Source organism: Fibrobacter sp., assembly GCA_024399065.1.
Classification (GTDB): Bacteria; Fibrobacterota; Fibrobacteria; order Fibrobacterales; family Fibrobacteraceae; genus Fibrobacter.
The window spans coordinates 22,637-35,665 of record JAKSIB010000001.1 but is presented as its reverse complement, the minus strand read 5'-3'; the positions used below and the strand labels follow the sequence as shown (position 1 = coordinate 35,665).

The window sequence follows — 13,029 nt, the reverse complement described above, 5'->3', positions numbered from 1 at the left end:
TCAATTACTCAACAATAATGAAATTAATCTTGGTATCCGGCGGCAGGTAGTCACCATGCTTGGGAGAGGTTTCGATCACAGCACCCGGCTGCGGATTTTCCATATCTTCCGGAGCCTTGCGACGCTTGATCTTACCCACAACGAAACCCAATGCTTCCAGCTTCGGGTAGACGTTGTCGATCTGTTCGCCAGCAAAATCAGGGAGCAAGGTCTTACCGGTGGTCACACCAGCGGAAATCACCACCTTCACCGTATCGCCCACGCGGACCTTTTCCCCAGCGATAGGAATGGTACGGATCACGACACCGCGGGGAATGCTCTTGTGGGCGCCCTTGACGATTTCCCCCTGGACAAGGCCAGCGCGAGTCAAGGAGATAGTAGCCTGCTTCTGGCTCTTACCGCGAAGATCCGGAATTTCCACCTGGCGGAGGCCAAGGCTACGGGTCAGTTTTACAGTACGGCCAAGCTTTGCTGTACGGCCGGCAGCAGGCATCTGCACCAGAACCTTGCCGGAATCAATAGTCGCATTGTAACGGCCTTCTTCGAGCCATTCGAACTTGAAACCTGCCTCAGTCAAGGTGGCTTCAGCTTCAGCCTGGGCCATGCCTTCCAAGTTGGGCACTTCACCAGTGGATGCGAAGGCGCCAGAGAAAATCGGCATCAAGAGTTTGTCTACAGCCAGGGCCAAGACCACCAGCAGAACAACCCACAAAAGAAACGCCTTCAAGAAGGCGCTCTTACGGAACTTGTTAAAAAGAACCTTTACTTTGTTCATAATTACGATTAGCCCTTGGAGGCTTTTTCCTGAAGGACGTTTTCATCGAAGATGACGATGTCCTTACCGGTCATGGCAATGGCGTTAGCCTTCACCAGCATGGAGCAGATACGGCTGACGGTTTCGCGGGTAGTACCGGACATGTCAGCCAGCTGCTGCTGGGTGGGACGGTTGTGGATCACCACAACCATCTTGCCATTGTCTGTATGAATGCGAACGCCGCGTTCTTCCATCAAGTTCAGGAGGGTACCAGCCACACGGCCGCTAACGGACATAGTGGACAAGGAACCGATCTGCTTGTTGGCCTTACGGAGGCGCTTGCTCATTTCGCTAAGCAGGGCCATGGCGATTTCCGGAGTCTGGCGGATCAACTGCAGGAAAGACTCACGATGAATAATCATCATCTGTGCGTCAGTCACGGTGCGAACGGAGGCGGACCTGGGTTCGCCGTCGATCAAGCTCATTTCACCGAAGAAGTCACCACGTTCAAGGAAGGACAGGATAGTTTCGCGACCATCGACGCCGGTCATGTAGACCTGTACGGAGCCAGAGGCGATCAGATACAGAGCCTGCATCGAGTCGTCGCCTTCAAGCACCACGGTTTCGTCGCGATTGTAGTCCTGGACCACAATCAAGTTGGCCAACAGTCCCAGCTGTTCTTCGTTCAGCTCGGAAAACAATTCAACGCCTTTCAGCAATCCAACAATACTTGCGTCCATACTCTACCTGCTCCTATCCCTTGATAATTAGAGGCCCATACCCTTGGCGAGGCCAGCGTCAATCACAATGCTCTGATCGCGCTTTGCGCCAATGGAAATCATACCGATCTTCACGTCAACCAGTTCAGCCATGCGCTGCAGATACTTCTTAGCGTTTTCCGGCAGTTCGTCATAGCTCTTGCACTTGGTGGTGTCCTGCTTCCAACCCGGCATTTCTTCGTAAACCGGCACGCAGCGACCGACCTTGGACAGCTGGTTCGGGAAGCTTTCAAGCTTTTCGCCATCGCATTCGTAGTGGGTGCAGATCTTCACGGTATCGAAAGTATCCAGCACGTCCAGCTTGGTGATGGCCAAGTGGGTCAGACCGTTAACAACGGCAGCCTTGCGGACAACCGGAGCGTCGAACCAACCGCAGCGACGATTACGACCGGTGGTTGCACCGTATTCGTTACCGATCTTACGGAGGGTGTCGCCGGTTTCGTCCAAAAGTTCAGTGGGGAACGGACCGTTACCAACGCGGGTGGTGTAAGCCTTGACCACACCCCAAACTTCGTCCAGAGCAGTGGGGCCGATGCCTGCGCCGCAGCTTGCGTAGCCAGCAACAGTGTTGCTGGAGGTCACGAACGGGTAAGTACCCTGGTCAACGTCAAGAATGGTACCCTGGGCACCTTCGAACACCAAGCGCTTGCCAGCCTTCACAGCCTTGTAAAGCAATTCGCTCACGTCGCAAACGAAGGGCTTGATCTTCTGACCGAGTTCCAAGTAGTCCTTGATAACAACTTCCGGATCGATGGGATCGACGTCGTACATTGCCTTAAATTCTTCGTTGTGAACCTTGGCCATAGCTTCGACGCGGGGGCGCAGTTCACGTTCATCCATGAGGTCACCAACGCGGACACCGATACGGTTCACCTTGTCGCTATAGCAGGGGCCGATACCACGACCGGTGGTACCGATAGCAGCCTTACCAGCCTTCTTTTCCTTGGCCTTGTCCAAGGTAGAGTGGTACGGGAGAACAACGTGAGCGTTGTTAGCGATGAACAAGCGACCTTCCGGGTTGATGCCCTTGGTGTGCAAATCAGCAATTTCAGCCAGGGTCTGGATCGGGTCGAGAACCACGCCGTTACCAATGACGCAGAGCTTGTCATTGTGCATGATGCCGGACGGAATCAGGTGGAACACGAACTTCTGGTCGCCAACTTCCACAGTATGACCAGCATTTGCACCGCCCTGGAAACGCACGATGATGTCTGCGTCCAGAGTCAAGAAGTCAACAACCTTGGCCTTACCTTCGTCACCCCACTGGGAGCCGATAACAACACGATTTGCCATATATCCTTCGTTTTTTTTGACCCACGGGCGAAACCGGAACGGCAGTCCGCAAGTCGATTCTATGTTAAACTGGAAATAAGCTACCCAGGGAGTTTCCCTGAGCCCTTTTTCGCCTTAAAGATAACAAAGCCCCCGCCAATGTGAGGTTACTCACGTCCAAAACACCCAAAATCAAGTGGATTTTTGGCCTTTTTTAGAAAAAGGGGCGAGCCCTCCCCTGTCTCCAGCCGTTTTTCACGGCCTCTTCTGAGTCGCCATAAAGAAAAATCCCTCGCCATAAGGCAAGGGATTCAAACTTCGGCGGGCTTAGTTAACCCAGGTACGTCTGCAGGAACTTCTTCTGGTATTCCGCATCCTCGTAAAACCAATGGCCGTCCACCAGACTCTGGTTCTGCCACTCGATAGCCTTCATGAAGTTTTCTGCATTGCACAAGGCGTCAAACTTCGCGTCAAGTTCCTCCACGGAAGCCGCCGCAGGAACAAGCTGGGCCTCGGGAGCATAACCGTAGGGGCTATTCTCGAAATTACTGCCCATGAACACGGCGCCAAGAGCCGCAGCCTCCTTCAATTTCAAGTCGCTTTTGGCCCTGTTGAAATTGATGTCGCAAAGAGGCGCCAGGTAAAAGTCCGGGCGGTAGCTCGCCACCGTAGCCGGGAACTGCATCATCTTCGTGAAAGGAATGCTGGTGTACTTGCCTTCCAATCCCTTTAGGAACTCGGGCTCACCAAAGACGTAGAAGTCGATGGAACCATCCTCGATACGCTTGCGAAGCCACGGCACCCACGGGCCGGCAAAATCCCCAGGATCCTTTTCGGAGCTGTGGCCTGCAGAACCAGCATACATAACCTTGGGTTTTCCGCTAAACGCAGCAGTCCTCTTGAACCGGCCGAAAAGGGAACTGGATACCGCATTGGGCATCACCGTAGCCTTCACGCTAACGTCAAGAAAAAGACGTTTTGCCAGATATTCCGTAGAGCAGATCACCCTATCGAACTTAGGCAGAATCGTCTTCAGACGATCCTTGATAATCTGTTCCACATTGGGGACACTCTTGGCGTGATCCTTGATAATCGGGCTCAGTTCCCACTGAAGATCGTCAATATCCGTTACCAGCTTAAAGCCGCATTCGCGCTTGATCTGCGCATACATAGCCACCATGTTCATCTTGGCAGGGCTAGTGGGGCGCTGGATCACCACAATGCTTGTATGCTTCAGGATATCCTTGTTGGTACAGGGAATCTGAGTGACTGACGGGAAAACCATCTGCTCGTTAGGACTCATGTACTGCATAAAAGGAAGTATGCAGCGCACCCAGTCGGACTGAGCAAGGTCACTGGGATGAATAATTACATGAGGCCTATCATTCATTACGGTACCTCGACGGAATCCAGAATCTTCTGGACAACAGTTTCGGCGGTAATTTCTTCTGCTTCAGCCTCGTAGCTCAGGATGATACGGTGACGCAGCACTTCCATTGCAACAGCCTTCACGTCTTCAGGAGTGACGTAAGCACGGCCCTGGATGAAAGCGTGTGCCTTTGCAGCTTGGGCAAGACCGATGGAAGCACGAGGAGATGCACCCACTTCGATGAAGCCGACCAAGTCGGAACGTTTGATGCTACCCGGATCGCGGGTGGCCAGCACCAGGTTCACGATATATTCGCGGACGCGTTCATCCACATAAACCTGTTTTACAAGTTCACGAGCCTTCAGGATATCTTCCTTCGTTGCAACCGCGTTGGGCTGACGGAGACCAGCACCTGCAACCGCGTCAAGAATACGCATTTCGTCGGCCTTGTTCGGGTAGGAAACCTTCACCTTCAAAAGGAAACGGTCCACCTGGGCTTCGGGCAGCGGGTAGGTACCTTCCTGTTCAATGGGGTTCTGGGTTGCCAAAACCAGGAAGGGTTCATCCAGCTTGAAAGTTTCGTCACCGATGGTGATGTGACGTTCCTGCATAGCTTCCAGCAATGCGCTCTGCACCTTGGAAGGAGCACGGTTGATTTCGTCAGCCAGCACCAGGTTGGTGAACAGAGGGCCCTTGCGGGTTTCAAACTTTGCCTCGCGGGCATTATAGATGGTGGTACCCAGAAGGTCAGCCGGCAAAAGGTCCGGAGTAAACTGGATACGCTTGAAGTCCAGGGAAACGGCATCGGCGAAAGCCTTCACCGCGGTAGTCTTTGCAAGGCCCGGAAGACCTTCCAGCAGAACGTGGCCATCGGCCAAGATGCCTGTCAAAATACTTTCCACCATGGCCTTCTGGCCAATGACGGTATCTTCAACTTCACGCAACAAATTCTGGCAGAAAGCACTCTGCTGACGAATCTTTTCAGAAAGTTCCTGAATATCCATTTGATGTTATCCTTTAAATTTCAACACACTGAATTTAATAAAAAATCAAATAAAAAACCAACAGACACAATTACGAGTTACAAGTTACGAGATTTATAATCGCCCCGAAGACGCCTGGCTTTCTCTCATAATTCGTAATTCATACTTTGTAATTGGAATTTTATTCCTCTTCAATTCCCATCAGCTTCATGGCGGCCTTCCAGGATTCCCTGTTCTCGAAGGCGTCTTGCTTTCCGCCTCCATAACGGGCATCGGCGAACTTCTCCAGCAAAGCATCCCAGCCTTCCAAGTCGCCCTGCTTCAGCAAGACCTCAAGTTTGACTTTGTCCGCATCAAGGCTGAAACGTTCCGCTGCGTAAGCCTTGCAAACCTTTTCCAGATCCAGCAGCCATTCGCGGCAATCCGCCGTATTGATTCGGCGCTTCAGCACCAGCATCTGCTCGCGAAGTTCGTCTACAGCCGCATTCTTGGCCGCTGTAGCAGCCCTAGCAGCAGCCCTACGCTTCATTCGCAAAAGGCCTGCAACAACCACACAAATGGCGACCACAGCTCCCACCGCAAAGGGAACTACACTTACCGGCGGATTTACACGCACAGGGACGCTATCGCTGCGCAAATCCAAGGGCCTGCCCAGCTGGGTGGGAATTTCAAAACGCATGGCAGGCACATTCAAGTCGCCCGTGTCCTGTGCCACAATCTTGTATGTAAAAGTGATAGAAGCCATTTCCTGGCCATCCTTCACCATACGGGCGGATTCCTGGGAAACAGAAACCTGGTCCAGACCCTTAGCCGTAGCAGAACTCATGGGCATAATCAAGAGTACACTACTATTCACGTTCCAGGAAATGGTAACAGGGAATTCAAAAGTATCGCCGACGGTGACCGCCAAAGGCTGAACAACCCCAGCGGCATCTTTTACGCCCGAGGTAATATGAATGCCCAGCTGTTCGGGAGACGGCATCTGGATTTCATCAAGGTTCTCCGCCGCAACAAGGCTGTCTGCGTTATCTACAGAATCAACATCATTGACAATTGCAGCAGGATTAAGCATGCTCAAAGAATCGTTTTCCATGATTTCAAAATATAAAAAAAGCCTCCCGGCAAAAACCAGGAGACTTTTTAAATCCACGGGAACGCATCCCGAGAGTACACACTGTGTTCATGACGAAAACTCGCCTGAACACAGGCACACTGTCGATAAACGAGGCGTACGTCCTAGTTAGAACGGACGGACAAACTTACCGTTCAGCAAGGAGCTATACAAAGCCTGCAGAATATCGGTGAAGTAGCTTGTGCCGTTGTTACCCAGCGTGGTTGCGTTAACAAGCTGCGTACAAGCGTTAAGCCAAGTCTGATTTGTACCAAGACCAGTTGCGCACCATGCAGCAAGCCACTGGGCAGGAACAGAAGTATTCTTGTCATAGTCGCTCTTTGCCGGATCCCAGGAATACTGGATTGCAAGAGCCACGCTAGACGGATCGCCACCAGACTTAGCAACAATGAAGTTGTTCAAGCCTGTGAGGATTGCAAGAGCGCGCGGATCCTGGAACCAATAGTAGTCCCAAGCAATACGCCAAGGAATACGCACAGATTCCTTATTGAAGGTATGCCAGGTGTAAGTAGCTTCAGTCTTGCCAGCGGCACCATTAGGCGGATTGACTGCGATACCTGCGCCATTGCTCCAGTCGGGGAACACGCCTGTACCGAGAGACTGAACCTTAGCCATGTAGGCATACATTGCGTCAAGAACACCAGCCCAGTTGTGAGTGGGGTCCACCATGGCAAACAAGCGAAGAGCCACAGGAGAGAAGTAGCTCAAGTTGTATGTCGGGTCGGAATCATGCCACATATCCGTATCGCCAGACATCAGGAGCAGCAAGTTCGGTTCAACTTCCCAGTCCCAAATATCCTTGACGATAACCAATGCGTCAGCCAGGTAGAGATTTGCAATATCGGGTGCTACAGCAAGGTTCTTGAAATACTGCAAAATCAAGGATGTTGCAATATCAAGGTCTGCGTCAGTTGCACTGGAAATGTCGATCTTGTCGTACATGAAGCTCTTGGTAATCCAAGGAGTCAAGTTCACACCATGGTAGGCACGGTATGCACGGCTGTAGTTCCACAGACGGTTGAACGCATCATAGTCTTCGTTGACAAGAGTCAGCAACATGCCGTAGCCAATACCTTCAGACACAGTGCAAGCACGGTACTTCATAGCGCTTTTTGCAGTGCCTTCGTTCTGGCACTGGACTCTGTACATACCAGTAGACTGGACAGACCAGATAACACGTCCCGCAGGCAGATAGGCTGGTTCAAATACAGAACTGAAGTCTGCGGCAAAATCCGGATAATAGACCATTTCGTCTTCCATGTTCACATAATGGAAGGGCTTCCAGGAATCGTATGTTGCCTTGGCGTAAAGAGGGCTGGCAGTCGGAGCCAATGCCGGATATGTAGTGACAGTAGGCGTGCCGCCAACATTTCCACCACCAACATCGCCGCCACCGACGTTTCCACCACCGACATCACCACCAACATCCGGGTTCGGCGGAAGAACTTCCGTACCAGCCGGATTGGAAGGAGTGTCGGATTTACTATCACAAGCAGTAAGGCCGAACATTGCGCACAAAGCAATGGGCAGAATTGAAGGAGCTAAAAATTTCTTGATTTGCATAATAGCCTCTTGTTATTTTTTCCCAAATATATATTCTAAAACCTTGTTTTCCCAATTCCCCATCAAAATATTTCCAATCGTGTAATCTTCATCATCTTTTAGTAAAAACAAAAAAGGGCTGCGGAAACCGCAACCCTTTTTTAAAGTTATTTACCGAGGTAAAATTACTTCACCATGATCTGCTGAGAAAGGCCTTCTGCGCGAACCATGTAAACGCCAGCCTGAACCTTGGAGAGATCCATGGACTTCACAGAGGAAGCAGCCATGACAACCTGACCCTGGAGGTTAACGATTTCTGCCTTAGCAACGGTCTTGCCGAAGGAGAGGGTACGGCCAGAGAGCTGAGCCTTCAAAGAAGCCTTAGCAGCCTTAGCGGAGATAGCCTGGGTCAGCTTGCAGCCGCCATTGTATGCACCGAAGGACATGATGTTGAAGTTACCGGTAGAGCCAGTCTTAGCCTGAATCTTCATCTTGAGAGCGACGAGCTTAGCTGCAGCTGCGGCACCAGTAATCTTACCAGAACCCCAACCAGCCTGCTTGAATTCAGACCATGCAACGTTAGCAACCTTACCGGTAGCAGACTTAGCAAGAGCAGCAGCCGGGTTGTCCCAACCGATTTCTGCGTCACCTGCGTCACCGAGGCCCATTTCGAGGGATGCAGCAGCGTCAGAGGAGTAACCAATGCAGATACCGCCCATGTCGGTAGCGTCAGTGGGAACAGCGACACCACTGTCGTCTTCACCAGCGATATTGAAACCGATACCTACGAACGGGTCATAAGTAAGGGTACCCTTATCGAGCTTGTAAACACCGCAAACACCCTGGCAGTATTCGATAACCGGGTCCATAGCAGTGGTAGAGTAGTCGTTACCGAGGGGAACCGGCCATTCGATAGAGGAAGCACCGCCATCGGAGTCGTCAGCATAGCTGAACCAGTAACCGGAAGTTTCGGTACCAGCGTCGAGTTCGGTAGTGATCTGATAGAGGCTTTCATCACCGCTCCAGGTAACGAAAGCGAAAGCGGAAGCAGCTGCCATGAGGGCAGAAGCACCAAGAATAGACTTTTTCATAATTCTCTCTCTTGTTTATTGTGATTGCCCAGAATGGGCGGTTTGGAACCTAATATATCTTTTTTTTTAAGCCTGCGAGCATTTTTTTTCTTTTTTTTTGGTGTACATCACAAAAACTCAGTCTTTTTTTAACAAACCCCCTGAAAAACAAATGTTTTTTAACAAAAGTTTACATTAAGGACGTTTTTCAGCCATCCTCCACACAACCCGTAAATGTTATCCCCGTCACAATTGATACATAGGAAACTTTTTTATTACTATACAACGGGATTGAATTCCATAAAATAAATCTAGTTTTAAGGTCAAAATTCGTATTCAATGGTATACGCTTTTTGCCTTGACGGAAAAAGACTTACAATTGAATATTATTATTTTAGAAGGTAAACCTAGGGATTAGGGTTTTCAAAAAGGGAATATTATGAAAATGAGAAAATTACTCCCCTGCCTGATGGCGCTCGCCGCCATCCCGGCATTCGCTAGCGCCTCCACAGCAGTCGCCAAGAAGGTCGGCCCCGTAAGCCATTATGGCGCTCTCGGCTCTGCCAATGGCAAGGTCATCGGTACCAAGAACAATCAGCCCGCAATTCTTCGCGGCATGAGCTGGTTCTGGTCCGACGCAACAGGCCTGCCCTACTATTCCAGCACCGTTCTCGACTGGGCAACCGACAACCTCAAGATTGACGTCATCCGTTTCGCCCTTGGTATCAACTACTACGGCACTGACAACACCAACAAGCTTTCCAACGGCTACTCCTATATGAGCGCCCCCGATGGTTATAAGGTCACCATCGACCAGATGATCGAAGCTGCCATCGAAAACGACATCTATATCATTATTGACTGGCATAGCCATCAGGCTAACTCCGAAGTCTCCGCAGCAAAGGCTTTCTTTGCAGAAATGGCTCAGAAGTACGGCAAGATTCCTAACGTCATCTTTGAAATCTTCAACGAACCCACCGGTAGCTGGAGCGAAGTTGCCAACTACGCAAACCAGGTCATCCCGGGCATCCGTGCTGCTTCTGAAAACCTTGTCATCGTTGGTAACCCTGGTTGGTCTTCCCAGCCCAACGCAGCCAGCGGCCTGACCTACAGCAACCTGGCCTACTCTCTGCACTTCTATGCAGCATCCCATCCCGTCTCTGGCTACGGTGCCAACGCAACCCAGGCTATGAACGCAGGCAAGGCAGTGTTTGCTACCGAATACGGTACCGTGAACTATGATGGTGCTGGCTCTCCTAACGCTTCCGCAACCCAGGCCTGGTTCGACTTCATGGACCAGAACATGATCAGTAGCTGTAACTGGAGTCTCCGTCAGGTTCAGACCACCGAAAACGGTACCGTCAAGAACGAAACCTCCGCATTCTTCGACGGCAACGTTGAACTCAAGAGCAAGGCTCTTCTCGACGCAGCAAAGACCAGTACTTCTGGCGCCATCGTCAAGCAGTACCTGGTTGGCAAGGGCCGTACCTGGGCCGACTCCCTGGTCAAGGGCAAGAACACCGGTACTTGCGCATTCAAGGCTGCCGTTGTGAGCGAACTTAGCGGTTCTGCTGCAACCACTCTTAAGAGCGGCTGTACCTACACTTCCAGCAACACAAACGTCATTGACAACTCCGGTGCAATCAAGGGCGCTGGCTTTGCAGTCATGACCGGTAACGACGGCTCCCAGTCTGTCATCACCGTCTCTGGCGTTCCCGCACAGACCGTTCCCAACTTCCAGGATCTTACCTGTAACTATGGCGGCACCTGCTCTACCAACAGAACTCTGCTTTACTCCGGTGGCACCAACAAGGAATGGGTCATTTCTACCGACACCAAGACTCTTGAAGGATCCACCTTCACTCTCACGTCTCTCAACCCGGACATCATTGCTGTCAAGACAGCAACTTGCACCCACGCTTCCTGCTCCAACACACAGAAGGGCAAGCAAGTGCTGATGTATGAATTCAAGAAATTCGGTAGCGCCAAGATCGTTGCTAGCGCTCCTGCAGTCACTGGCTACAAAGCCGTCCAGGATACTATCACCGTTACCTACGAAAAGGGTCCGAACAAGATGACCAACAACTTCAAGAACACAGTCCTCCCCTTTGGCGGCGTTGCTGAAAAGTTGGTTCCGGATACTACCATGTATCACACTCCGGTCACTTACACCTTCAACGGTAAGGAATCTTCTTCCTACGTCATCAAGCAGGGTAACGCACTCTATGCTGGCACACAGAACGCAATCGTCCGTGTTACTGCAAACGCCCCGGAAACTGACCTCTATCAGGAATTCCACATGACCATCACCGTCGGCGTGGGCGACACCACTCAGGCTGTGAACAAGGGCGAATTGGCAATCAATACCATTTCTACCCGCGCAGACCTGCCGCTTCGCGCAACCGTCTCCAACACCCAGTTGTTGGTCTCTAGCGACATCGCAGGCGACGTCGATGTGAACATCTTCTCCGTCAACGGCCAGAAGGTCATGGGCATGACTGTCAAGGAAAATGCAGCGCTGACTCTCGCTCATATTCCTCAGGGTTCCTACCTGATCGTTATCAGCCAGGGCGCACGCCAGCTGAACGTCAAGTGGAACAAGACCGCCAAGTAATTCCTAGGAAAATCCTTCTAAACTTTAAGACCGTTCCCTTCGGGGAGCGGTCTTTTTTTGTGCAGATTAATTACTCCTAAAAGATTGAATTCTAGCATTAGCAAAACAGCCTTTGTTCAAGGACAAAAGGTAAGCAGTCCTCTTCGACGCAGCGCTATTCCGGGACAATAACAAACTTGCAGGATACACCTATACATCAGGGCCACGACACAATAAGAACCGAAGTAAGGCTCAGAATCTTACGCCCCTAGAGAACAAGCTAGATTCCACGAAACTCGTCACATCCCTGTTATGGACAGCAGCACAAGCTTCTTCCAGAATAGCATACGACTTCGTGGCGACTGAAACTAGACAATGAACAAGCCAATGGACACATAAAAAAGAGGACCGCCAAAGCAGTCCTCTTTTTAGTTTCTAGGCAATACCGCAGGAAACCCTGCGAATCGCTAATTACTTTTTCTTCTTGGGCTTGTAGTCAACGCCAGGACGGAGTTCCAGGCCGATGGTCACCAGGAGGGAGACGATCGGTTCGTGGTGATCCTGAGAGAGGTCATAGACAGCGACGCCGCCCATGCCGTCAGCCTTAACCTGCTGAGCAACAGCCTTCATGGAAGGAATACCCATGAACACGATGGTTTCTGCATCGCTTACAGCAACTTCAGACTTGGAAGCTTCATCGAAGGTAACCTTGTATTCCGGAGAATCGAACTTGCCCATCAATTCAGCATAGGTCACGTAACCTTCGTTACCGCTACCCACACCCTGGTGAGAAGTGCCGAGGCCCTGTGCGCCAGTCCAGGTCTTGCCATAGAGGAAGATAACCGGAACCAGAAGGTCCTTGTTAACGCCTGCACCGGCAACCATATCCAAAGCTTCCTTCACAGAGGTTGCACCCTGGTTCGGGACAACTTCAGAGCTTTCTTCGGTCATCTGGTCAGCCATGAACACGTCAACATAAGCGAGACGGTTCAAAGCGTCTGCCTTGTAAGCATCCATACCGGCTGCAGGATAAATCACTGCGGTAACGGTAGAACCACTAAGGCCATCAACGAGAGCGTTAACGACCTTGGCATAGTCTTCTGCATCGTCTGCAGTAACGTTCTGCCAGTCAAGTTCAACGCCGTCGCCACCGTTTTCAGTGAGCCAGCTACCAACGTTGGAAACGAAAGCAGAGAGAGCTTCGTCAGAAGATGCGATTGCCTTCAAGTTACCTTCAGCTTCCATGCCGCCAACGGAAACGATAAGCTTCACGTTGTTTTCCTTGGACATCTGAGCCAGAGTCTTGAAGTTTTCAGCATCGTTTTCATCGGCGAAAGCGAGAGAGCCATCTTCGCTAGGAGCCAGGCCAACATAGTGAATGTCAGTCACGGTATTGTAGCGAATATCCTTCGGGTAAAACTGGGAATACTGGCTCCAGTACGGGTAGAAACCCACAACCTTGTCTGCGGCAGCGTTTGCCATAGCAAAAGCGCCAAGAGCAAGGGTCAAAGCAATGGACTTAATATTCATATTAT

10 protein-coding genes are annotated in these 13,029 nt (G+C 51.1%); 1 reads left to right on the top strand and 9 read right to left on the bottom strand.

Features of this window, described 5'->3' with window-relative positions; genetic code table 11:
* Positions 1 to 4 precede the first annotated feature (4 nt).
* From MJZ25_00135 to MJZ25_00100, 8 genes are all read right to left on the bottom strand, one after another.
* The gene (locus MJZ25_00135) at positions 5 to 775 is read right to left on the bottom strand and encodes a PASTA domain-containing protein (GenBank protein MCQ2122574.1); all 771 of its coding nucleotides are present in this window, start codon (positions 773 to 775) and stop codon (positions 5 to 7) included.
* Between the two features lie 8 nt (positions 776 to 783).
* A complete protein-coding gene (locus MJZ25_00130; protein MCQ2122573.1) occupies positions 784 to 1,494 on the bottom strand; it encodes a Crp/Fnr family transcriptional regulator in 711 nt (236 codons plus the stop codon).
* Positions 1,495 to 1,521: 27 nt separating this feature from the next.
* Complete coding sequence (locus MJZ25_00125) at positions 1,522 to 2,826, bottom strand: adenylosuccinate synthase (GenBank protein MCQ2122572.1); 1,305 nt, start codon at positions 2,824 to 2,826, stop codon at positions 1,522 to 1,524.
* 310 nt (positions 2,827 to 3,136) lie between these two features.
* Positions 3,137 to 4,195: a hypothetical protein gene (locus MJZ25_00120; GenBank protein MCQ2122571.1), complete on the bottom strand. Its 1,059-nt coding sequence runs from the start codon at positions 4,193 to 4,195 to the stop codon at positions 3,137 to 3,139.
* A complete protein-coding gene (locus tag MJZ25_00115) occupies positions 4,195 to 5,178 on the bottom strand; it encodes a MoxR family ATPase (GenBank protein MCQ2122570.1) in 984 nt (327 codons plus the stop codon). The genes MJZ25_00120 and MJZ25_00115 overlap by 1 nt, the downstream gene beginning before the upstream one ends.
* 160 nt (positions 5,179 to 5,338) lie before the next feature.
* Positions 5,339 to 6,250 (bottom strand): BatD family protein, encoded by a 912-nt coding sequence (locus MJZ25_00110; protein MCQ2122569.1) that lies wholly within the window; start codon positions 6,248 to 6,250, stop codon positions 5,339 to 5,341.
* Between the two features lie 147 nt (positions 6,251 to 6,397).
* Positions 6,398 to 7,852, bottom strand: a complete 1,455-nt coding sequence (locus tag MJZ25_00105; protein MCQ2122568.1) for a glycosyl hydrolase family 8 — start codon at positions 7,850 to 7,852, stop codon at positions 6,398 to 6,400.
* A 164-nt stretch (positions 7,853 to 8,016) separates the two neighbouring features.
* Entirely contained in the window at positions 8,017 to 8,922 is a 906-nt protein-coding gene (locus MJZ25_00100) for a T9SS type A sorting domain-containing protein (GenBank protein MCQ2122567.1), read from the bottom strand.
* 424 nt (positions 8,923 to 9,346) lie between these two features.
* On the opposite strand from MJZ25_00100, the gene MJZ25_00095 reads away from it, so the two are divergent.
* Positions 9,347 to 11,515, top strand: coding sequence for a cellulase family glycosylhydrolase (locus tag MJZ25_00095; protein MCQ2122566.1), 2,169 nt, complete (start codon positions 9,347 to 9,349; stop codon positions 11,513 to 11,515).
* Positions 11,516 to 11,965: 450 nt separating this feature from the next.
* Here the strand turns inward: MJZ25_00095 and MJZ25_00090 are convergent, their stop codons facing one another.
* On the bottom strand, positions 11,966 to 13,024 hold the full coding sequence (locus MJZ25_00090; GenBank protein MCQ2122565.1) for a glycoside hydrolase family 18 protein: 1,059 nt from the start codon (positions 13,022 to 13,024) through the stop codon (positions 11,966 to 11,968).
* Positions 13,025 to 13,029: the final 5 nt, after the last annotated feature.

Coding starts and splice junctions, on each gene's coding strand:
- MJZ25_00135 (MCQ2122574.1), bottom strand. CDS start 775: ATGAACAAAGTAAAGGTTCTTTTTAACAAGTTCCGTAAGAGCGCCTTC.
- MJZ25_00130 (MCQ2122573.1), bottom strand. CDS start 1,494: ATGGACGCAAGTATTGTTGGATTGCTGAAAGGCGTTGAATTGTTTTCC.
- MJZ25_00125 (MCQ2122572.1), bottom strand. CDS start 2,826: ATGGCAAATCGTGTTGTTATCGGCTCCCAGTGGGGTGACGAAGGTAAG.
- MJZ25_00120 (MCQ2122571.1), bottom strand. CDS start 4,195: ATGAATGATAGGCCTCATGTAATTATTCATCCCAGTGACCTTGCTCAG.
- MJZ25_00115 (MCQ2122570.1), bottom strand. CDS start 5,178: ATGGATATTCAGGAACTTTCTGAAAAGATTCGTCAGCAGAGTGCTTTC.
- MJZ25_00110 (MCQ2122569.1), bottom strand. CDS start 6,250: ATGGAAAACGATTCTTTGAGCATGCTTAATCCTGCTGCAATTGTCAAT.
- MJZ25_00105 (MCQ2122568.1), bottom strand. CDS start 7,852: ATGCAAATCAAGAAATTTTTAGCTCCTTCAATTCTGCCCATTGCTTTG.
- MJZ25_00100 (MCQ2122567.1), bottom strand. CDS start 8,922: ATGAAAAAGTCTATTCTTGGTGCTTCTGCCCTCATGGCAGCTGCTTCC.
- MJZ25_00095 (MCQ2122566.1), top strand. CDS start 9,347: ATGAGAAAATTACTCCCCTGCCTGATGGCGCTCGCCGCCATCCCGGCA.
- MJZ25_00090 (MCQ2122565.1), bottom strand. CDS start 13,024: ATGAATATTAAGTCCATTGCTTTGACCCTTGCTCTTGGCGCTTTTGCT.